The sequence below is a fragment of the Pseudomonas brassicacearum subsp. neoaurantiaca genome (assembly GCF_013608025.1).
In the GTDB taxonomy this organism is placed as follows: Bacteria; Pseudomonadota; Gammaproteobacteria; order Pseudomonadales; family Pseudomonadaceae; genus Aquipseudomonas.
This window is the reverse complement of the sequence record NZ_VDLV01000003.1, coordinates 189,052-209,687: the sequence shown is the minus strand read 5'-3', so window position 1 is coordinate 209,687 and position 20,636 is coordinate 189,052. Positions and strand designations below refer to the sequence as shown.

The following is a 20,636-nucleotide window of genomic DNA, read 5'->3' as shown; positions in this document are numbered from 1 at the left end:
ACCCTTTATTTTTGTATTAGAGATATTTCAGGCTATAGGAGATCGGTACGTGCTCGCCAACACCTTTGCGCCATAGCAACTCATAACATCTGAGCATGAGTCGCGCCGCTAGACGACTATGCCGCAATGACATGGCTTTCTATGTCAACAAGGCATTTGATGTTTTCTCGCATATCAATAACCTCGCATTGCTGGCCGCTTCGAGCCCAGCTAAAAAAACAAGAGGTGTACATGCGCTATTTGACTTATCTTGCCCCTGCAATGCTTGCAGCACTATTCAGTTGCTGGGCCGCAGCGTCCGACGCTGTGCAGGTCGTCACTGCCAAAAAAGGTGATGTGCAAATCGAAGCTCTCGTTCAGGGTGACGGCAAATCCATCGTGATCTTGCCTTCCAAGGGACGTGGAGCTCATGACTACGATGAGGTGGCGAGATATCTTGCTGCAGACGGGTATCGTGTGATTCGCCCAGAGCCGCGCGGCGTGAACGGTAGCCGGGCGCCCATGGACACGCCGACGCTTCACGACTTTGCGTCGGATGTGGCGTTGATCATGGATAAAGAGCACACGGGCGCGGCAGTGGTTGTAGGCCACGCGTGGGGCAGCATGCCCGCTCGCGTACTAGCAGTAGACCGCCCAGATCTGGTTAAGGGCGTTGTCTTGGCAGCAGCATCGATCGGTAAACTGCCACCAGGTTCGTCAGAAAAGCCCTATGGCAGGATGATCGAAGCCATCAAAGGCGCTGGTAACTATTCACTGCCAGAGGCACAACGAATCAGCTACCTCCGTGAGGCATTCTTCGCACCAGGCAACGACCCTCGCCCTTGGCTGACCGGGTGGTACGAAGCCACTCATAAGGCGCAAGATCATGCACGGGACACGACTCCGATAGAGAGCTACTGGTCGGCGGGCGATACTGTGCCCATCCTTGACCTTCAAGGCGAAAGCGATGCCGTAGTAATCCCCAACATCCTGAAAGGTATGCTAGGTGAACGGGTAGAACACAAAACCATTGCAGGCTCAGGTCATGCCATGGCTCCTGAGCGTCCCCGGGAAATGGCGGACTCGATTGCGAGTTTTGCTGCCAAAGTGTACGGCGCGAAATAGCGCCCCCAACGAACCGCCTCCAGGGCTATCGCTCTGAGAGGCGAGTATTGATGAACAGCGAAGGTCTAGGTGTCCTTTCAGGCCTTGGCTGAGCGGCACTCTCGCTGCTCTGTCCGCATAACGAGACGACGATTACCGTTCAACCAGCTAAACCCCGTCCCCAACGATCATCATGTATTGGAAGGTCTCTGAACCTATATCGTTTGCGGCGCTGATCAGTTCGAAAAGCGTAATCGTGAACCAGAGCGACCTCGCTTGAAGGATGAACAAGGCGAACCGGAGCAAGGGAGGTAAAGCGATCCGCAAGCCTGCAGAAATCACGGTGATGGGCAACGCATCAGCAGGACTGATTCACAGGGGCTGCGACGCTTCGCGTAGGCCAACGGCGGCAGCATCCAAGCTCGCGCGAATATCCGATCAACGACGTGAGGCTGACGACGAAGGCTGCGACCGAAGCGGTCAATCACCTCTCCCGATCGGGCTACAAATACAGCAAAGCCGAGGTTTTGCTGATGGATCTGCGACAGCCTAGCGAATTCACTGATGACCTCTTTGCGCATTCGCAGCCTGTAATTGCGGACAAAGTGATGCGTGTCCTGGATGAGATCAATATTCGCTGGGGACAGGGAGTGCTGCGTTTAGCCAGCGTGCCTGCCGCGCCTGGTTGGGCGATGCGCAGAGAACTGATGAGCCAGAGCTATACGACGAAGATTAACCAGCTGTGGACTGTCATTGCTAAGTAATGAGCGAATGTTTCAGCCTCACACGCCCAAATCAGCAGCAAACAGCGCATCTCGGAGCGCCGGTGCGACCTGATTACCTAGAACGAGGCGGCGAAGTAAGTACTGCTCAACGTGCTCTTTGAGGCGACCATGCAATTCAACATAAGCGTGCGAGCTCTCACCATTGCCCTTGGGCCACTGCTGGATTAGCGCTTGTCTCAAAGCTTGAAAAGCCTCGTCACCTACCGCGCTCGGGTACAAGCGCTGCATCTCATCGTAGCCGGCGCTGCGCTTGAGCTAGCAAAAGGCCTCACTTAATACCTTGCTCAGAGATTCTCCGAAGACCTGCCACGACTGTTCCCAAAGCAGATTCGCTACCTCATCCTGCACGCTAACCTCTTTAATTTCCTCGGGCACTGCCTAGCTTTCAACCCGTCGCCCTTCACTTACAGAGAGCAAGCTGATGCAAATCGAATTCGACCTTAACCAAAACGACCTAGAGGCCCTGTTACATCACCGTCAATCGCACAAGCCTGTAAGCGGCAACCCTCGGGAAGATCGCCGTTTGGAGTGCGCTCTCGCAGCTCTAAAAGAAGCGCTACTCGAAGCTAACGCACCGACGTGACTAAGAATCGCTCCCAATATATCGATTACCAGAGCTATGACAATTTGCGCTTTATGAATCGCACGACACGCTGCACGTTGCCCTACACGGGAAAGTTAAGGCCTGTACTTCGGCATCGGACAGCCCCTAAGATCTAAGCCGTCACCAATCCATGGAGCGCCGATCTTGCCAAGCGTATTTTTTTCATACTGCCATGCCGATGAGGCGCTTCGTGATCAGCTGGAAAAGCAGCTATCGATGCTCAAGCGCCAGGGCGTTATCGACACTTGGCATGACCGCAGGATCGGCGCTGGTCAAGAAATCGATGCAGCCATCGACGACCACATCAACAGCGACGAAATCATCCTTCTCTTGGTCAGCCCCGACTTCATCGCCTCTGATTATTGCTACAACATCGAGATGGCTCGCGCCATGGAGCGCCACGCCGCGAAGGAAGCGATCGTCATCCCTGTGATTTTGCGCGCGTGTGATTGGCATCATGCTCCGTTCGGTAAGCTGCTTGCCACGCCTGAGGATGGTAAACCCGTCACCCTGTGGCCTGACCGCGATGTAGCTTTCCTGCAAGTAGCGCAGGCAGTACGCAAAGCTGTAGAACGATGCCGCAAGGATGTGCCCATTCCTGCATCGCAAATCGCGCGCTCGGCGCCAGCTATTCCACAGCCGCCCTCCCCGCTACCGGCCACTGGCCCCCGGTCAAGTAACCTTAGAGTTGCCAAGAGCTTCACCCAGCGGGACAAAGATCAGTTCTTGCTGGACACCTTCGAATACATCGCTCGCTACTTCGAGAACTCCCTGCAAGAGCTTCAAGCTCGTAATCCTGGCTATGAAGGTGTTTATCGTAGAATCGACGCCAATCGCTTTTCTGCGGTCATCTACAAGGACGGACGGGACGTTGCTAGGGGGACGGTGTTTACGGGAGGTCAGCTGGGTGCCGGGATTTATTACAGTCAAGGCGATTCGTTCGCGGGCAACAGCTATAACGAGTCACTTTCGGTAAACGCTGATGATCAGACCCTGTACTTGAAAACTCTGGGCATGTCCCACTTTTCCGGACACGACCAGAAGCTGTCTCAAGAAGGTGCTGCGGAGGCGCTCTGGGGAATCGTCATCACGCCATTGCAACGCGAGAGATAAGCTTTCCTGATCAACCACAGGGACTTCGTGATGGAGTGGAGGCGAGACGCGCATCGGGTGCTTATCGCCTGGAGTCAATGTCTGCCACTACTTGGGGCGCTTCGAAGCAATAAGGGCATCGAAGGCCTCCTTGCTCGAACGTCCCTCCCGCATCCTCGCGACCAAAAAATCCGCATCCAACCCTGCTGGGTCAAAATTCTCTCTAGCATGCCGGACGATAGCCAACCAGAGCTCGAAAGGGACTGCAGTAGTATCACCATTTCTGCACCGGTAACTTGGGCGCTGAAGCAACGCCGGCGCTCGTAACACTAGTTCGTCACACAGCCGTTGGAAAATTCGGAAGGGTGTCTCGCTCATCCCGATTAGGGAGGGATGGGTGAGGCGGCTGATCGATTGGATAGCTGACTCGGTATCGACGGTGTGCAGGCTCGATAAAAAACGTACATCGGCCTCGAACGCCGCTGGCCCGATTGACGCTACTAGTCGTTCAACAGATCCGAGTTCTGACAGGTTGTCACGGCCCAGCGTTCTTACGTGCTGCTCCATCATTCTCCTCCTGCGGACTAATTCCCTGCTTCCCACGTTCAAGATGCCACTCTGATCCACTGGAGTAATATCGCGGGCATTCGGGAAATTGCTGTTACTCGTCATCGAGTGCCAATCGATGTTGTTCCACGTGCGCGTCGTCGCGCTCCCAAGCCTCTAGAAAATCAGTCCAGTCATGCCAGTAGAATCCTGCCTCCACGCGACCTGCTGGCCCCAGAGCCACCGCGAAGCGGGATCTCCAAGGTTCTGGGATATCTGCCTCCCGGATAATCCAGCACCCTACGGGATGAGCCTCCCTAGGCAGCCGAACCAGTTCAGCGTGGTCAAGATGGCAGGGGCTCAATGGAACTTCATGATCAAGTCGTTCAAGCTCATCCAATCGTTCCAGGATCGTTCGTGCGCTTTGATCGCCTGGTACCAGTTCAGCGAGCTGCCATAGCGCCTTCCTTCGTTCTCGTTCTCGTAACCAGATATCACTCATTACGACGCCCTGAGAGCACGTAAGTACTCATGGTTAGTTGAGTGGGTGCTGCGCAGTTGTCCGTTAGCTTTATCCATGGATTGCAAGCCCAGCTACGCCACACAAGCGAAGGTCGGACGGGAGACAGGGAGGTCAGCTTCATAAGTTGCGGCCTCTCGACTACCGCAGCCGAAACGCATATCCAAACGACACTTGCGGAAATTAACGAACTTTGATTCCGTGCTGCGCAAAATCGTTAAGGAGTGTCTTGCGACTCAGCATCGCTGGAAGCTTGAAAATGTTCCTGTAGCCGTACCAGAGGCCCATAGGCATGATCACTAACCCAAGCCCAAATGTGGCCGTAGCTGCAATAATGGCCGCTGGGATGGAGCCGAGCGAGAACACCACGCCTTTCAATATTGTCGATCTAGCGATCAATCGGATGTCATCCAGATCGTATTCAGCTTTTCCATTTTTGTTTTCAAAAGCCAGCACCACAATGGTCTTTTTGGAGATTCTCTTGAAATACCAGGTTCGTGGAGTTTCGGTCGCCATCGCACCATGAATTTTTAGGTATTTCGGAACGACCACCTGTTTGAAATAGAATGTTTCTCCTTTTTCATCTTCAAGTCTCACTCGACCGTAAAGAGCATCAAGATCGCCTTGCGCTTGAATGTCATAATTTTTGATCGTCACGGTTATTTTTTCGAGGTCAGCCATTTTTCATCCTTAAGCGCTTCGGTTTTCGGAAGGCGCGGCTATCTGAATACCCATCAAACCCCTCCTAGTGGCGTCGTTCATGCCGTACACGTTTGAAAACGAAGTTGGGGTTATTGTCCTTTCGTCTCCCAATGGGGCTGAAAGACAGTCGGAGCCTTAAGGCTTTCAACAATCGTGCTCGCTTGTGATCACGTAGTGATCTCCTCCGACACTGCGAACCAGCTTGAAGCCGTCTTTCTCGGCGATGCACCGCACGGGAGGTGTCGCGATTGTCATACCGTTTTTCGACACTCCCGACTGGTCGCTGAAGACAAGCGCGACATAGCGCGCGCCCACTCTCGCGGCGCCGAAAAGGAATGCGTCGACACCGACCGACCAGTCGACGTGCTGAGCCCGAACGACTTCTGGAGGCAAGCCTTGTAAGGCGCCCTGGTGTTCCTCAGCCATCTGGCGGTCTCGCGCACAATCACAATTGAACATCTGCTTGGTTCTCGACAATTGGTGAAACTATTACGAACGAGGAGCGATTACGCCGCCCATCTTCCAGTAGGCTCCCAGTACGCGGTGCGATTTAGTAAATAATTGGAGGAATTTAGTGAGCCTCCAACCGCAGTCACGCTGCGTACGCAAACCGTACCCTGGGCTGTGCATGCTGAGCTCGCCGTGTCCTACCACGCCGCTGATTGGTGCGCCGGCCAGCGCAAGCGAGATCACCGACAGCAAGCTGTACGGTTTTATACATCATATGACGTGTAACTGTACACGGCAACATGGCTACATCCTCTCTTTTGAGGACATCATCTTGTTGAAGCCAGCACTGGCAGCGGTCGTTCGAGCAGTTCGAGGGAATCTAGGCTTCACTCAGGAAAACCTTGCCCACGCAGCATCGCGCACATACCTGAGCAAAATCGAGAACGCCGAAAGCAGCCCCACTATTGATAAATTCGTAGAACTTGCCGAGGCTCTTGGCATGAGCCCCTTGGCTTTCATGGCGCTAATTCTCTCAACTCATAAAATGACGCCCTCCTCCACTTTGCTCGCAAAAGCCGCCGAGGAATTGGAGGCCCTCCAAGAACGCGTCAGCGACGCTGACATCGCCGCGCATCTTGCTGGATTTGATCTAGTGAAGCGGCCTGCCGCTCGACCAGTGAATCTGATCAAGCTAAAAAATGTGCTGGAGTGCAAAGAGATTGGCTTGAGCAAGGCAGAGACCGCCAGGCGGCTCGGGATAAGTCGATCAACCGTGGGTTTTCTTTGGGAACGGTCGGTACCGACTGAAGACTGACTGACTCAGAGAGAAGCTTGCAGCATGCTAGGACATGCCAAGCCTAAGGAGTAAGCCACCGTTAACTCCTCGCCTCCCTTACAGAATCCACACCGTCTGCTGCCCCCCGAAAACTATGGCAAAATGACATCTTCGCCGGTACATTTCTGTTTCCATTACGCCATGGATCAAGGATTGGGGGGCATGGGCCCGCCGTTATAAGGGTGGACTGAGAGATGGAAGGATGAAAGATCCAGACGCTAGCCCCAGTGCAGCGGGGTACGGATACCAGTACGAACGCGCGTTGTACCGTATTTTCACAGCACCCAACACGCAGACTAGGTTTGGGATTGAAACGGCTGATGATGTGGAAGAAATCAGCCAGACGGCGACAGGTTCTCGGCGCGTTTCAGAACAAGCAAAACTCTCCGTACAACCTAGCAAAAACCCCCTACAGGACAGCAGTAAGAACCTGTGGAAGACACTCCGCATCTGGCTGAACGGGCTAGCGGCTGCTCGGAAAGAGTATCAGGAGCTGCAATTTCTCCTCGTCACCAATCGGCTGGTGAAGAAGGGAACGCTTGCCATGCGACTTTCTGATGCCGCCTCAGAGCAGGAAGTTGCAGACGCAGTCGTTGCACTTCGAACCCATGCTAGCGGCATGAAAGGCAAGCCTGGCGTAATCGCTCAGGATGTCCTCTCGTACTCGGACGCCGACTTGGCATTTTTGATCGAGCGGATGCACATCGAGGATGGCCAACTCAACGCCCAGATGAAACAGCGCGTAATCGCCTCTCTTCATCTTCCAGAGGATGCAATCGCGAATGCTCAGGACATTTACTACGGCCTTGTCGGCTTTTTGTTTGATAGTTGCCAGGAGAGCTGGGTAGCGCGCAAGCCCTTCTGGACGACCTCACAGCCTTACTTCAACAAACGACAAACGCTCGTTGATGCGTTCATGCACGGCCCATGGGAACCTCTGCCTTTCGAGAGAACCGAGTTCGCACAGTGGGCGGAGAATATCAATCCCACGGACATGCTTTTCGTGGAGCAGCTCAACAAAATCAATATGCCAAAAGACCTGCTGATGCAGCAGTTCAGCTTTTTCTGTGCCGCCTATTCCGAACGTATTCGCCTACTAGATTCAGGTCGAGTTTTGCTCAACGACTTCGATTCAGCTGAGCGGGCGCTGGGTGATCGCTGGGGATCGATCAACAGCCGCCACCGGCTAACAAACTTGAAGGCGGCGGATCAATTCGACATCGCCGATTACAACGCTGTGATGGTCAGCACGCTGTTTCCAGACACCTTTTCAATGAAGGTTGGACGGGTGAACTCTTCGGCGCAATACCTCTTCAGCGGTACCTATCACCGAATGGCCAATGGAGATGGTACGCATTCGCCCATCTATTGGCACCGTGATGCTCCATCCTCAGAGGACGAGTCATGAGTGATGCGTACCTGGATCGTCAACTGATACATAACTCGTCACTGGCTTGCTTCCTCTTGACGCATTTTATCGGCGAATACCAAGAAGCAGGCCTAGGGCAAACCCCAGACTTGCCAAAACTGATGTTAGTACTTCCTCTGGTATGGAGCCAGAGCTCGCGTGAAGCCTTAAGCAGGCGAACCAGCCGCTCCACAATTGCAGCTGTGCTACGCGAGACACCTTTGTTGAAAATTGATCTGCAGCGCAGGGTATCCGCTCATGCGGGTACAACACTTCAGGGTCTCAATCTCGCCATGTCTTCTCGTCTAATTGGAAAAGTTGGGGCGAGAGGGAGTGAGGTGAGCTTTCAAGTCGTGGTCGACCGATGGCCACGAGGCATTAAGAACACCATCCCTGCCTCCATGCTTCAAACCGCTGAAAGATTGGCGAAGTGGTTTGCCACTGACACTACAGAAAATCTGTACAAACTCTTGTTTGGGATACCCCATGAAATTCACGATTGACGCTGTCATCCTCTGGGCTAGATGCCCTGGCTTGGAGCCTCGGGTCATTCCCTTTCAAGAGGGGAAGATCAACATCATTTACGGACTGAGCGGCACCGGCAAATCGTCGATTATTCACATCATTGACTATGTATTGGGCGCGACCAAATGTCAGATCCCTATCGGCATCATCCGTGACACTGTTGAGTGGTTCGGGATGAAAATTCGTCTTCTCGATACGACTTACATCGTAGCGCGACGCACTCCTGGAAACTCGCAAGGCTCGAACGATCTTTGCATGATTGAGGCGGATGATGACGGTATTCCCGATTCCATTTCCCGAACCCACTCATTGATTCAGTACAAAGCCGCGTTTGACGGCATGGTACGTGTAAGTGACCTGCCCCACTCCGACGAGGATGAGCCAGCGAGTTTTGATCGCCGTAGTTCGTACCGGGACATGGCTGCCTTTAACTTCTTGCCACAGCACATCGTGGCCAACCCCAACACGCTGTTCTTCAAAACAGACTCTTTTGCTCACAAGGAACGCCTAACGAGGGCGATGCCGTATGCACTTGGCATGGTGGATGCGAACTACATTATGAATGAGCGCCGTCGGGACGAGGCGCAGCGCGAACAGGATCGACTGCGTAAGCAGATGGCGGTACATGAAGCGGCCAAGGCAAGCCTCCATACTGATGTCGACCAATTGTTTGATCGCTGCATTCAACTAGGCTTACTGGAACGCACTAGCGTCCGAGGCGCTCAGAAAGTTGAGTTGCTAAAAAGCGTCGTGATCGCCACCCATGAGGGACGGCTTGAGCAAACACTTCTGGAACCGCAACGACTGCATATCTCTGAAAAGCTGAAGATGGCCATCGAAGAGGTAGGAAAACAGCAACGTATCCTAGATGACTTTGACGCCCAGATTGACGGCTTCGATCATCTGGCACGTAACAGCAAACAATTCGTCGCCGCGATAGACACTGAGAAGTCTCATGTCATCGGTCTCGATTGGCTGAAACAAAGTGTCTCTGACGGTGGACATTGCGTGGCCTGTGGCTCGTTCACAAATGCCCTGCCCTTGGTGATTGAGAACTTGGAAGAAAGGGTCAACAAGGTTACTCGGATTTCGGACGCGCTTAAGGACAATCCCGTCGTCGACAGGCAACTGGCTACTCTAAAACGTCAGCGCACCAAGGAAGAGCGTGAACTGTCTCGTCTCAAGCGTGAGCAGATTCGTTTGATCCAGGAAGATGCACGTACCCGCAATGCCATTGGTCAAATTTATTACGTTGCAGGCGAAATCAGCCGGCTTCTCAAGCAACTAGATGGTTCTGTTGCCGACGGTAGTCTGGTGCAACGTCTGAACGAGCTTGAGAGCCTAATTAGGCATTACAACTATCAAATATCGTTGACTGACATGGCTGAGCAGGAACGAAAGGTAGACGCGCAACTGGCACCAATGTTTGAGGACTACGCTGACCAGTTTGCCTTGAACGGCACCCCTGGCGCTCAAATTTATCTTGATAGAAAAGAGCTCACGCTTCGCTTCGAGTCGCACGGACAGCGAGACTATTTGTGGGAAATCGGCAGCGGCGCTAACTGGATGGGATACCACATCGCGGCGTTTCTAGGCATCCATGAATACCTGTCAAAAGAGGAAAATCGCAAGCTCCCACCGTTCAGTTTCATCGTGATCGACCAGCCTAGCCAAGTCTACTTTCCAAGCAGCACCGGCGGCGTGAATGCACTAGATGCTGGTTTCAAAGCTGTCAATCAAGCTAGGCCAGCGGACGTTATTGCCACCCGCCGAATCTTTGAAGTATTGGCTGAGGGACTGAAACGAGCAGGTCACTTTATCCAGATTATCGTATTGGAGCACGCAGGCCCCGACATCTGGGGGAATGTGGCTGACACCGTGCCCGTCGCTGCTTGGGAAGGCAAAGACGATGGGCTCATCCCAGCTCAATGGATTCATTCACACATTGATTAACGCAGACTCCCTTGGCCAGTTGTACTTTCGGGGCACAGCTGGCCGAACACCTGAACCTTGTTCCTCCGCGTATTGGCCGCAGCCGTAGGAAGGTGGGGGCTGTTCAACAGGGAAGCGCTACACAGCATCTTGTTTTGCGCCACAAATGAGTCGAGTAACTCCTATGCTGGTAGGAGAGATTCAAAAAAGACAGTCCCGCGCACTCGGGGGCTACAGAAATGGGAAGATATTTCCATATTCCACAGCTTGAGTAAAAATGTTCCTCTCTTCTCGATAATGACCGATCAGCCAGGTAACCCATGCATCTCACGGAAGACGCTCTTGAGTTCGCTCGGCGCCACATCAGCGCTTATTACGATACGGACTTCTTCCCAAAGCCGTTCGAATTTTCTGCCCTGTGGCATTGCTGGGAAGAGGTCAAAGCCTACCTGCTAAATACCCCGTTAAAAGATGTTTTGAGCACTCAACCAAAAGTGGTTGCTTGGCATAAAGCACGCGGTGGGTATCGGGTAGTGCATCAGCTCGATCCAGTAGACGCAATCATCTACACCGCTTTGGCTTTTCTGATCGCAGGCAAAGTGGAGGCTGCTAGAATGGGGCCTCACGTATCGTGCGCTTACCGCATTGAGGTCAGCTCAAATAGCTTCTTCTCGCGCGGCTCAGGATTCGATATCTACCGAAAAAATTGCGAACGTCTCGCAGAGGAATACGACTACGTCCTGGCAACTGACATCAGCGATTTCTACAACCAAATCTACCTCCATCGCGTCCGTAACGCTCTGGAGGACATTGGAGCCGAGCCGGATCTAGCTCAAGAAATCGAAAGCTTCCTGATGAGGCTCAATCATAAGGCATCGCAAGGACTGCCCATCGGGCCAGCGGCCTCCATCATCCTGGCGGAAGCTGCACTCATTGATGTTGACCAATTTATTTACCAGCACGGTTTGGAACATGTTCGGTATGTCGACGACTTCCGTATTTTTGCTAAAAGTGAAGATAAGCTCAAAGCAGTGCTGGAGGAGCTAGTCGTTTACCTGCACCAACAGCATCGCCTGGGCCTCGTTTCGGAAAAGACAAAGATTCACGAATCCCAGACCTTCATTCATGAAGAGCTGAAGAACGCCTATCAACTCGAAAAACTTGATCTCATGCGCAGCATTGAGGCCGGCAATCAATATGGCGAATTCGCCTCCGACGATGATGACGGTCAATTCGAAGATGGAGGGTTCGACGACGATGAGGAAGACGACCCGACTCCACTCGGCGACCGCTTGGCGGAAGCGCTCAGTCGAGCACGCGATTCAGGAGTACTTGACCTGGGAGTAATCCGCGCAATTATTCGCCGTGCAAAGCACGCTCATGATAGTACGATTGTTTCTCTGCTCTGCAAGGATTTGCCATTTTATCTGCCGGTGATAAACGACGTCGCGCTTTACTTCGATTCATTATTTTCTTTCGATCATGATGAAGTGTGCGATGAACTATCGGAAGCCTGCGATAAAGGTGACCTCGCCAGCCAGGGAGCCAAGGTCTGGATAGGTTGGTACCTTGCACGTCATGTTGAAAAGCTCGACATTACCCTTCGAACCTACCTCCAAAGCTGTGACGTACCAACGATCACTATTGCGGAGCTCGGCAAAAAAAATCTGTCTTGGTCGAAAGCAGCGAAGCACAAAGTGTCGAGCTCTGCGTCATGGGATCGAAGAGCCTACATTTACTCTCTGAGCGGATTGTCCACCGACGAGCGTAAGGTAAGTCTCCACACCATCAGACGAACCGTCGCGTTGTCACAGATTGACAACTGGGTACTCAACTGGGTGAGCAATGGAGCTCCGGATCCGAAGCCTGCTCCTCACTGAATTTCCCACATTTGAAAGAGGATGGCCTCTGAAAGATCTCCCCTATCGCCTCAACCGTTTCGCAACGCTTCAAGCCCCCGATCCATCGACATGGCTGCAGCCACGATTGCACTCACAGCGGCTCGGTCAAACTCATGGTCTTGCTGCCCGTCATGAGTACCGCTATTCAGGCAGCCCCATTCTATAGAAGCCCCGTTTATCCCGACCAACGCATCGAGCCCAGCAAGGATCTGGTCAACGCCCTGAGGAGGGTTTTGAAGCCTGGCGAGTCCGCCTCGAAGCTTGACGCACTTATTGTTGAGTTCGAACTTGGCCCGAGGGCCTCCAAGTTTCAACTCTAAAACCCCACCGTGCCTCCGGCCAAACCACGTCCACGCCCGATCTGTCAGACTCTCAATTGCCGCCCTGGAGTGGCGCAATGCATCGCGTTTTTGCTCTGCCTGCAATGAAGCCTGCGCTAACAAAACGTAGTTTTTCGTGGGAGGGTCAGTGTCGATACGTAAATGGTGCTCTCCGTGGTGTGGAAGAAACGAATACTTGCGAATTTGAGCAGCCCGCTTCGCACCAAGCTCCTGCTGGATCCGATGCAGGAACTCCTCAGCGTGAGAGGTCAGAACCACTTGCTTGGCATCAAGCAGGCCGCTTTCAAAGAAGGTACGCCAGATGCCATCTCGATGCTCGTCATCGATCGCGTTGACGACGTCGTCAAAGATCACAATCGGACAATTTTCGGCAAGATTCTTTGCGAGTAGAATAGCTAGGCCGAGGCACCGGATATGCCCCTCGCTCAAGATCATTAGTGCATCGAAGACTTCACCTGGTTGGCCTATGAACTCGATCTCGATTCTTCCGTTTTCAGCCAGGGGCAACCTGAGTGCATAGATCTGTGCAGGCAGAGGATCCTCCCGGTTAAACAGGTTGTAGAGATCTCGGGCACTATCACCTAATCCTTGCAGCAATTGGGCAGGCAATGCAGCGAGGTACGCCTGCAGCTGGGGGAGATAGGCGTCGTAGGCAGCCTTCACCCGCCTATGATGCTCTACCGTCTGTGCTTCAATACGCACCTCTTCGATGAGTTGCTGGTTATCAATTTCGAATTGAGCAATTATTGCCTGCGCTTGCGTGAATGCATCCAACGCTTGTGACCGTAGAAGCTTGCAGCGCTCGATTTCGAGTCTGAACCCATCAACCCTCGTGCGTTGCTCGGCAATCCCTTTTCTTTCCTCGATGGTCTGACGACTAGCCGCATCTGCCTGTTCAATGCGACCTGCTAGCTGCACCAGACCTTGCCACGCTCTCTCGTTGTAATCCATCCAAGGCTGAAGCCATTGGCCCGCTGAAGCAAGCGGTAGAAGCGGTAGATGAGCTGCCTGCAGTTCATCGGGACAGACCTGCGCGGCGACTACAGTCACACGTTGCATCTCAGCCAAGAGCGAACGCAGGGCCTCGTCGCAGTTATTCTTAGTCTCCTCGGACTGTAGCTGTAGCGCTTTGAGTTCAGCGAGTTGCGCTAGGCCTATCCGCGCGCGTTGAAATGGGTCGTACCCAACGCGATCCAGCTGCGTACCACAAGCAGGGCACGTTGTTGCACCCTGCGCCAACTTCAGAACAGCGTCGTAGAGGTTTGAATAGGAAACGTCAGCGGCCCGAGCACTGAGTGCCTGCTGTGCTACCTGGCTTGCCGCGTACAGGTTGTAAACCTGCGCGCGTTTCTCCTCCAGGCCTGCAGCGGTACATCCATGAATCACCGGCAACGGTGATTCCAGGACTCCTTGCAAATACGCCAATAATCCCTGAGTTCCCGGTGTACCCAGAATCCAATCAACACATGCTTGGTAAGGACTGCCCGCATGGATTCTTGTGGCTAAGGCCTCTTCTTCATTAGCAAGCCCAACAAGCCGCTGTGGGTAGCTGTCCACATTCTGCTGCGATGCGGCGACTTGGTTACGCCTCGCCTCCAGCTGAAAAGCTTTGACGCCAGAGACATTCAGGCTTTCGTCAAGCGAGGCATTGAAGCCTCGGACGAACTCGCTGAATTGATCAACGCCGAACAAGGTAGCGATCAATTGCCGCTGGTCGCCTGGAGTCCTGGCAGCTATCCTGCCGAAGTCGTCGAGCCGGTTTTTCTCGACGAAGCAGAACCGAAAGCTTTCTTCATTCGCGAGTACCTCAGCTTCTGGCCCTCCGTTCAGAGAACCCAGTAGCCGTGGCAGCACGTGTCGGCGCAAGCGTGCGTTATTGCAATAGGCACGATGGTCAAAACGCTTCGCATCAGCTTCACTGATCAAACCCACCATCGCCAATTCTAGCGCTTCGAAAAAGCTGCTTTTCCCCGTCCCGTTCGGCCCGTAGACCAGGGTGATGTCATGGCTGAGATCGAAGACCTCAGGCTGCATAAACCCGCGAAACGGGCCGACCTCCAGCCGATTCAATCTCAAATGACTACGGGGCGCCTGAGCGAATTGGGCAGCTTCAGGCAATTCTATAGGTGCACAAGGTAATTGCTGGAGTGCGATCGGAGCCAACCTGATAGAGCGTCCTCGCCGATGAGTGCCAACCTCGGACAAAGTTTGCAGATTGGCCATGACTAGATTAGCCAAGCGTCGCACATCCGCATCAACTTGTTGCGCAGCCAGATAGACCAAAAAACGCTGATATTCCGCGTGTAAACTCGACATAGACGCTCCATGTGTTAACCAACTGGCGGCATCACCTCTTTGGGTAGCTCGGCATTGAGCGTAGTCGCAGTTTTGGATAGCGGCATGACGCCATCAGATACGCTGGAAGAGTGTCTCTGTTAATCGACCATCACCAAGTCTTTCTAGTTGCCGCTTTAAGCACCGAACTGCTCTCGCAGAAATGTCGAGGGGGGAGGAGCTGTGAAACGCTCCGCCGCGTACTGCCGAGGCAAGGGAATGGCAGCTAGGCGCAAAAGCCGTGCGCAAGGCGCTCGATCACTTCCAATGCTTCTTGGGTGTCAGCATCAACTGGACATTTGTGACCTAGGGCGCGAACAGGTGTATTCAGCCACTTTATTGCCTGCGTCTCGTTGCCAAATAAACCAACTGCAGCAGCCAACAGCACGGCATCAATGCCTTCCACTGATCCAGTTGGTTCGGTCTGTCGATTTTCTGCACCGAGGTGCTCGGCCTGAGCGATAGCTTCCAGTAGTGCTTGCTCCAAGGTATCGCCGAGGTTCACATTCAATTCCGCCGCCCTGGCAAGCAGATCAGCATCGATGCTTAGGCTGACGGACTTCTTGGTGGCTCTAGGGTCGTAAACTGCGGGCATGCTTACCTCCTGAATCACCTTGATTTAAGACTATACATCAGTCTTCGAAACGGTCTCAGCCATTGTCAGCATGTGGCCAGGGAGGCGATGCTCCCTTGGCGCTCAGAGCCCCGCTGCGACCAGCTCTCGCGCTTCATCTTGCACGAGAACCTCTCAGTTGCGACGTCGCGTTGCAGCAACAGCTTGTCGACACAGTCAATCACACGAGTCGCAGTCTGACCAACGATCCTGACCAGGAAAATCAAACTCAGATCGCTGATCAAACCGTCCTACAAGCTCAAGCGGGCTGATGCTTACATACGTCAGTTCGACGCCGCTACACGAAGCGTCGGGAGCCCGCGCGACGACCAGCTTTCGCCTTCCAAGGCGCCCTCTGCTGGGCAGCGGCAGAGGGCACTACGTCCCAGCAGTCCAACAGCGGATCAACGTGCCGACTCGCCTTCTCAAATGCTCGGGTTTTGCCTTCCTTACGATCAACATACCAATAGCAATAGGTGACGGCGCGAGTAATGGCGACGTAGGCCGTGCGAAGAGCTTCCTGACGTTGCGACGTATCGTACCCGCACGGATCGCTACCCCCCATCTGAGCTTGACGGAAGACGTCGTTCTTGGAAGGTGAGGTGGTGGTCATTTCGCAATCTCCCAGCAGAAAAACTGCGTCCGCTTGCAGACCTTTGGAGGCATGGTAAGTCAACAGCTTCAAATCCGCTTCGCGCCCTTCTTCCTCCGCTTGGCGGATCAGCCCACTCAGGTATTTCTCCACTGCAGCTTTGGTTCGACCGATTCGGTATAGCACCAAAATCTTCTGGCCAGATTCATAATGGAACGTGGCTTTCTCCCGCAGATGCGTGAAATCCAGATCACGCATCTGCACTGGCACCCTGTTGCCTGTCACCCGAGGGTTTGCCGCTTTACCATTTTTGTTATCAAAGCCCCCAGTACGCTTGACGATGGCTTCCGCTGCATCAATCACCCACTGATGGGAGCGGTGGTTTTCTTGCATGAATACGCGAGTGGTAGCCGGCGCAGGGAAGTACTTGTTGAATTCCACAAAGAACTGCGGAGAGCTGCCGCGCCAACCATATATGCTTTGCCAGTCGTCTCCGACGGCCATCAGAGACGCGTAGCAGCCGGGCCCATCGGTAAGCACGGGTAGGTTTCTGCGCTCGATTTCAGCGAAAGTAGCTCTTACCCAGGAAATCGTGTTTGCCCCGACGTCTTGAAATTCGTCAATCAGTAGGGTCGTCATGGGTTGTAATACGCCGCTGGGTATCGCCCTCAAGTTGGCAGCTCCACGCTCGCCAAACATTGCGAACATCTTGTTGAAGGTCAACACAGGCGGATTCATCGACTCCAATTGCGTGTCTAAAGCACTCCAAAAGATTGCCAACGCGTTAAAGAAATCGACGTCAGGATCGTCGTCCGGTAGATCCATCTGCTTGATCGCGTGGATTACATCGAGGCCAAGGTTTTCGATGAAAGACGCAGCAGAATAGAATGCCTCCAAGATGTATCGCGCAGAGATCTCCCCAGTGACTTTGTACCGGAACTTTGGGCAGGAATTGGCAAGGTTGATCATGGCGTCCACCGACGCACTAGCGTCGGTATAGGCGTTCAAAAAGATGACGGGTTTCGAGCAGAACGCCTGGAACAGAATGCGCTTGTCAGCCACGTCCAAGGTGAGATATGGCCATCGATCAGGATCTAACTTCAGGCTCTTCGGTTCGTCCCCATCCACACCGAGAATCACGTAGGCGCCAATTTGAGGAATGAAGCCATTAGAGTGGAAGGTCTTTCCGAGCAACGTAACGGGCATTCGACTCGGCTGCACGCCTGGAATAGGCCACTTGCCTGCGGCACGCCAAAGCTCTTCGAGTTTTCCGCAAAGGGCGTCATCGATGCCCTCCATCTCTGTGACCTTGTCTTTGCGAGCTTTGGCATCAGGGCTGTCTGCTTCCATGGACTCCAGCATGATGGCGCGCCGCGCAAGCTTAGCGATTAAGTCCTTGAAAACCGGATCACCTTCATACAACGACTGGTAGCATTTGTTCATGAGCGTCAACTGCTCGGGCTTGAGCTTGACCTGAAACATGGAGCCGGCCTTCTCATCATCCTCGCTCTTGAGATCTAGAAACTCAAAAGCCTGTGCCCTTTCGAGGCCAGGAAGGCTTCGAGTAAAGGACAGGATGCGCGAGTGAAACGTCCTGACGATATCCAGCGACTCTTCTTTGGTAATGTCATATTGCCAAAGCTTGAAGACTTCGCGCACCTTGTGCGCGAAGTCCAGTTTCGATTCTCGGGTGAAAGTGATCACCGTAAGACTCTCGAAGCGTATCCCAAGATAGTGATGAAGCACCAAGAGCCTCAGCACCATCGTGGTTGATTTCCCACTCCCCGCCCCCGCGACAACTGAAGTCGTCGGGGTCTTGGAGAGGATCATTTTCCACTGATCTTTTGACGGCTGATGTTCTAACAGCTGGGCAAAGTCATTCCTGATTTCTTGTTCAAGTTCGTCGGTAATTTCAAATGACCAGTTCTTGAAAAGCGTCGGCGGATGCGTCTTCGGCCCACCCGGTTCCTGGCTTGGCCCAGGACGCAACTCAACGATCAGCTTGCCATCCTCAAGCCCTTGTTCATGCCCGTCAGCGTACCCTTTTTTAAAGCCTTCCTTTCGACCCTGGGAGCGCCCAGCACGCCAGGACGAGGCTTGTTCAACACCCACCTTGTCTAAGAACCAGTCGACGATTTTGAATATCAAGCCCTTGGATACATGCGGATCCGCATCATCCGGCGCAAAGGTGGGCGCGGGTATGGATTTGCTGTTTGATTTCACTGCGAAAAAAGCTCCTGCTCATCAAGCCAGGCCCCAATGGCGGGGCTGCTGGAGGATCCGAAACAAGAGAGCCTACCACCGAGGTGGAAAATTCCTACAACCAAACGCAGAAGCTGATGACCCTCGCCTCTCCCGCCCGAGATCGGGATTGTCGTTTTGACTTGTCATCGACCACAGCAAACTGGAGGTGTCGGTAGCCCACGCGAACGAAAAAGCCACTCAAAACGTCGTTCGAAGCATCCATGGCGAGCCTATTTTTTCCGCCAACACGAATTTCGATCATCGAATTATATTCATATTGCGGATAGCAGCCAGTGGCTATTATTGGTAGCGTAACGGGATTCACGAGCTTGCTGTCCATGGCACGACCTGCCTAAGTTGGTGTGCTTGCTTCGGTTATCAGCATGTCTAGCGATACAGGGACGTCATGATGCGTATAAATAGCCCATCCAACAAAGGTGGGCCTGCGGCAAGGCAGGGCTTCAAGTATCAAGACCACGTGGCCGTCAGCTTCATTTTCAAGATGCTGCGTGATAGCAACTATATCCAAGTAGAGTGCGAAACCGCCGACGATATCGTGGTCGTATTCCAGTGCGGGGGTCAGCTCGTCAACGAGTACATTCAGGTCAAGACGACTGAGGGTGACCACAAATGGAATATGGACGAGGTGACCGAGCTGGATGGCACCAAAGCAAACTCGTCCTTGCTTCACAAATCGCTGAAGTGCGATGTGCGCCCAGGCCTTGCTCGCTTCCGAATCGTGACCAAGCGCGACGTCGCTAAGATTCTCGACGGTTTCAAAACGGAGCTGGACAAGAGGGTTCTGCCTGACACCACCACAGCCCGAGGCAAAGTTCTGCTGCGGAAATTCAAGACATTCATCTCCCCACAAAATCGGAATTTCGCCTATTGGGCAGAGAACTCCGTCTGGCAGGTCTACGGTGATATGGAAGCACTGGAAGCGGTCAACATCAAGGCCCTTTCCAAGCTTGCTGAGGATTTCGGGAACCGTCCCAACAATACCCAGATGCAGGCAATTTACGATGATTTCTTGGAGATGGCTGACAAGGCTGCCACGGCCAACGTGAAAACTGGAGCATCGACGAAGATCATTCTGCGGGAACCGGCCCTGGCCCACCTGAAGCAGCTATTAGAGTCGGCTGATGACAAGTCAACGGCTACAGCCAAACCCTATAAAAAGCGTCCAGATCCCTTCCTTGTCGAGTTTCATGCAAGCACCGAAGAAGGTCTGCTGCACTCATTTTCCGGCTTTGACGTACGCTATGCGCTGAAGGCGTGGCGGCATGATGGTTTTGCTAAACATCTCGTCGAATGGCTCCCGGAATTTTCCCTCAAGGCGAGCGAGATCGTGAACATCCTCGCGCACAATGCCGAAGCCATCTTGGCACGATCCATCAATGCGTTCACCGACAGCGAACTGCCTCGCGATAGGCTGATCGCCGAACTGATCCTCCACGCCATCCTGCGTAGCCGCCAAAACAGCGAGCCTGTCGCGTGCAAGGTCTTCTACAAATCCTCAGGCAAGCTTTCCGAGTTTGGCAACGCTCACATCGTGCAGATACCTGGCCAGGACGATCAGTTATGGCTCGGGCTCGCGCGCCTGATTCAGGCAGGTGCCATGGACGCGACCCTGGCACAGATCTGCGGCGTCCTAGACGCCACCATATCGGAGACGGTGTTGTCGTCGGAACGCGAAATCATTATCAACCTGCGCGAGCCCCTCCACCATCAACCGAAAGCGGACGCCTTCAATCAGGCACTGCACAAAAACTCGCCAGTCGATGACATGATGAATGTCCTCTGCTTTCCCATCCTGTTGACCTACGACAGTCACGCACTCTCGTCAGGTTGGCTCGCTGATTACGTGAACCATCTTAGAAAGGAGATCGAGGCCCACTTCAGCACCTTCACCAAACAGCTGCCACAGAACATCAAGCAAGTGAAGGTCATGGTCTTCCTCGTGCCGATGGAAAGCATCGAGAAGCTGATCAATGAATTCAATACCCGGTGCAAAACACTTGGAGACCTGCAGGCATAAGCTGAGGCCTGTGTTCGATCTGCACGGCTGAAAACACTACAGGGTGAAGTCATGCCGAGCTGGTTAAGCCGGCTTCGGTGAACTCAAGGAA

The 20,636-nt window shown here is 53.5% G+C and carries 13 protein-coding genes and 1 pseudogene; 9 read left to right on the top strand and 5 right to left on the bottom strand.

What is annotated here, in order from left to right; all coding sequences use genetic code 11:
• The first annotated feature begins 231 nt into the window (after positions 1-231).
• The 3 genes and pseudogenes from FHK92_RS02935 (at position 232) to FHK92_RS02925 (ending at position 3,585) form a co-directional block, all read left to right on the top strand.
• The gene (locus FHK92_RS02935) at positions 232-1,104 is read left to right on the top strand and encodes an alpha/beta fold hydrolase (protein WP_181286741.1); all 873 of its coding nucleotides are present in this window, start codon (positions 232-234) and stop codon (positions 1,102-1,104) included.
• A gap of 410 nt (positions 1,105-1,514) precedes the next feature.
• Positions 1,515-1,847, top strand: a pseudogene (locus tag FHK92_RS02930) (DUF4113 domain-containing protein); the annotation flags it as partial.
• Between the two features lie 769 nt (positions 1,848-2,616).
• Positions 2,617-3,585, top strand: coding sequence for a toll/interleukin-1 receptor domain-containing protein (locus FHK92_RS02925; RefSeq protein ID WP_181286740.1), 969 nt, complete (start codon positions 2,617-2,619; stop codon positions 3,583-3,585).
• Positions 3,586-4,813: 1,228 nt separating this feature from the next.
• On the opposite strand, the gene FHK92_RS02920 is transcribed toward FHK92_RS02925, so the two are convergent.
• Together FHK92_RS02920 and FHK92_RS02915 are read right to left on the bottom strand one after the other, a co-directional pair.
• Positions 4,814-5,311, bottom strand: coding sequence for a hypothetical protein (locus FHK92_RS02920; protein ID WP_181286739.1), 498 nt, complete (start codon positions 5,309-5,311; stop codon positions 4,814-4,816).
• 165 nt (positions 5,312-5,476) lie between these two features.
• Positions 5,477-5,758, bottom strand: a complete 282-nt coding sequence (locus FHK92_RS02915; protein ID WP_181286738.1) for a hypothetical protein — start codon at positions 5,756-5,758, stop codon at positions 5,477-5,479.
• A gap of 202 nt (positions 5,759-5,960) precedes the next feature.
• Between FHK92_RS02915 and FHK92_RS02910 the strand changes: the two genes are divergently transcribed.
• The 5 genes from FHK92_RS02910 (at position 5,961) to FHK92_RS02890 (ending at position 12,362) form a co-directional block, all read left to right on the top strand.
• Entirely contained in the window at positions 5,961-6,596 is a 636-nt protein-coding gene (locus FHK92_RS02910; RefSeq protein ID WP_258232554.1) for a helix-turn-helix domain-containing protein, read from the top strand.
• 223 nt (positions 6,597-6,819) lie between these two features.
• Entirely contained in the window at positions 6,820-8,025 is a 1,206-nt protein-coding gene (locus FHK92_RS02905; RefSeq protein ID WP_181286737.1) for an ABC-three component system protein, read from the top strand.
• Positions 8,022-8,528, top strand: coding sequence for a three component ABC system middle component (locus tag FHK92_RS02900; RefSeq protein ID WP_181286736.1), 507 nt, complete (start codon positions 8,022-8,024; stop codon positions 8,526-8,528). Before FHK92_RS02905 ends, FHK92_RS02900 begins: the two co-directional genes overlap by 4 nt.
• Positions 8,512-10,503 carry a DUF3732 domain-containing protein gene (locus FHK92_RS02895; protein ID WP_181286735.1) on the top strand — a complete coding sequence of 664 codons (1,992 nt, stop codon included), beginning with the start codon at positions 8,512-8,514 and terminating at the stop codon, positions 10,501-10,503. Before FHK92_RS02900 ends, FHK92_RS02895 begins: the two co-directional genes overlap by 17 nt.
• Positions 10,504-10,802: 299 nt before the next feature.
• Complete coding sequence (locus tag FHK92_RS02890) at positions 10,803-12,362, top strand: RNA-directed DNA polymerase (RefSeq protein ID WP_181286734.1); 1,560 nt, start codon at positions 10,803-10,805, stop codon at positions 12,360-12,362.
• Between the two features lie 50 nt (positions 12,363-12,412).
• Here the strand turns inward: FHK92_RS02890 and FHK92_RS02885 are convergent, their stop codons facing one another.
• The 3 genes from FHK92_RS02885 to FHK92_RS02875 form a co-directional block, all read right to left on the bottom strand.
• Complete coding sequence (locus FHK92_RS02885) at positions 12,413-15,040, bottom strand: AAA family ATPase (RefSeq protein ID WP_181286733.1); 2,628 nt, start codon at positions 15,038-15,040, stop codon at positions 12,413-12,415.
• 244 nt (positions 15,041-15,284) lie between these two features.
• Positions 15,285-15,653 carry a type II toxin-antitoxin system CcdA family antitoxin gene (locus FHK92_RS02880; protein WP_181286732.1) on the bottom strand — a complete coding sequence of 123 codons (369 nt, stop codon included), beginning with the start codon at positions 15,651-15,653 and terminating at the stop codon, positions 15,285-15,287.
• A 316-nt stretch (positions 15,654-15,969) separates the two neighbouring features.
• A complete protein-coding gene (locus FHK92_RS02875; RefSeq protein WP_181286731.1) occupies positions 15,970-18,486 on the bottom strand; it encodes a UvrD-helicase domain-containing protein in 2,517 nt (838 codons plus the stop codon).
• 430 nt (positions 18,487-18,916) lie between these two features.
• Here FHK92_RS02875 and FHK92_RS02870 point away from each other — a divergent pair, with 430 nt between their 5' ends.
• Positions 18,917-20,545 (top strand): HamA C-terminal domain-containing protein, encoded by a 1,629-nt coding sequence (locus tag FHK92_RS02870; protein ID WP_181286730.1) that lies wholly within the window; start codon positions 18,917-18,919, stop codon positions 20,543-20,545.
• Positions 20,546-20,636 lie beyond the last annotated feature (91 nt).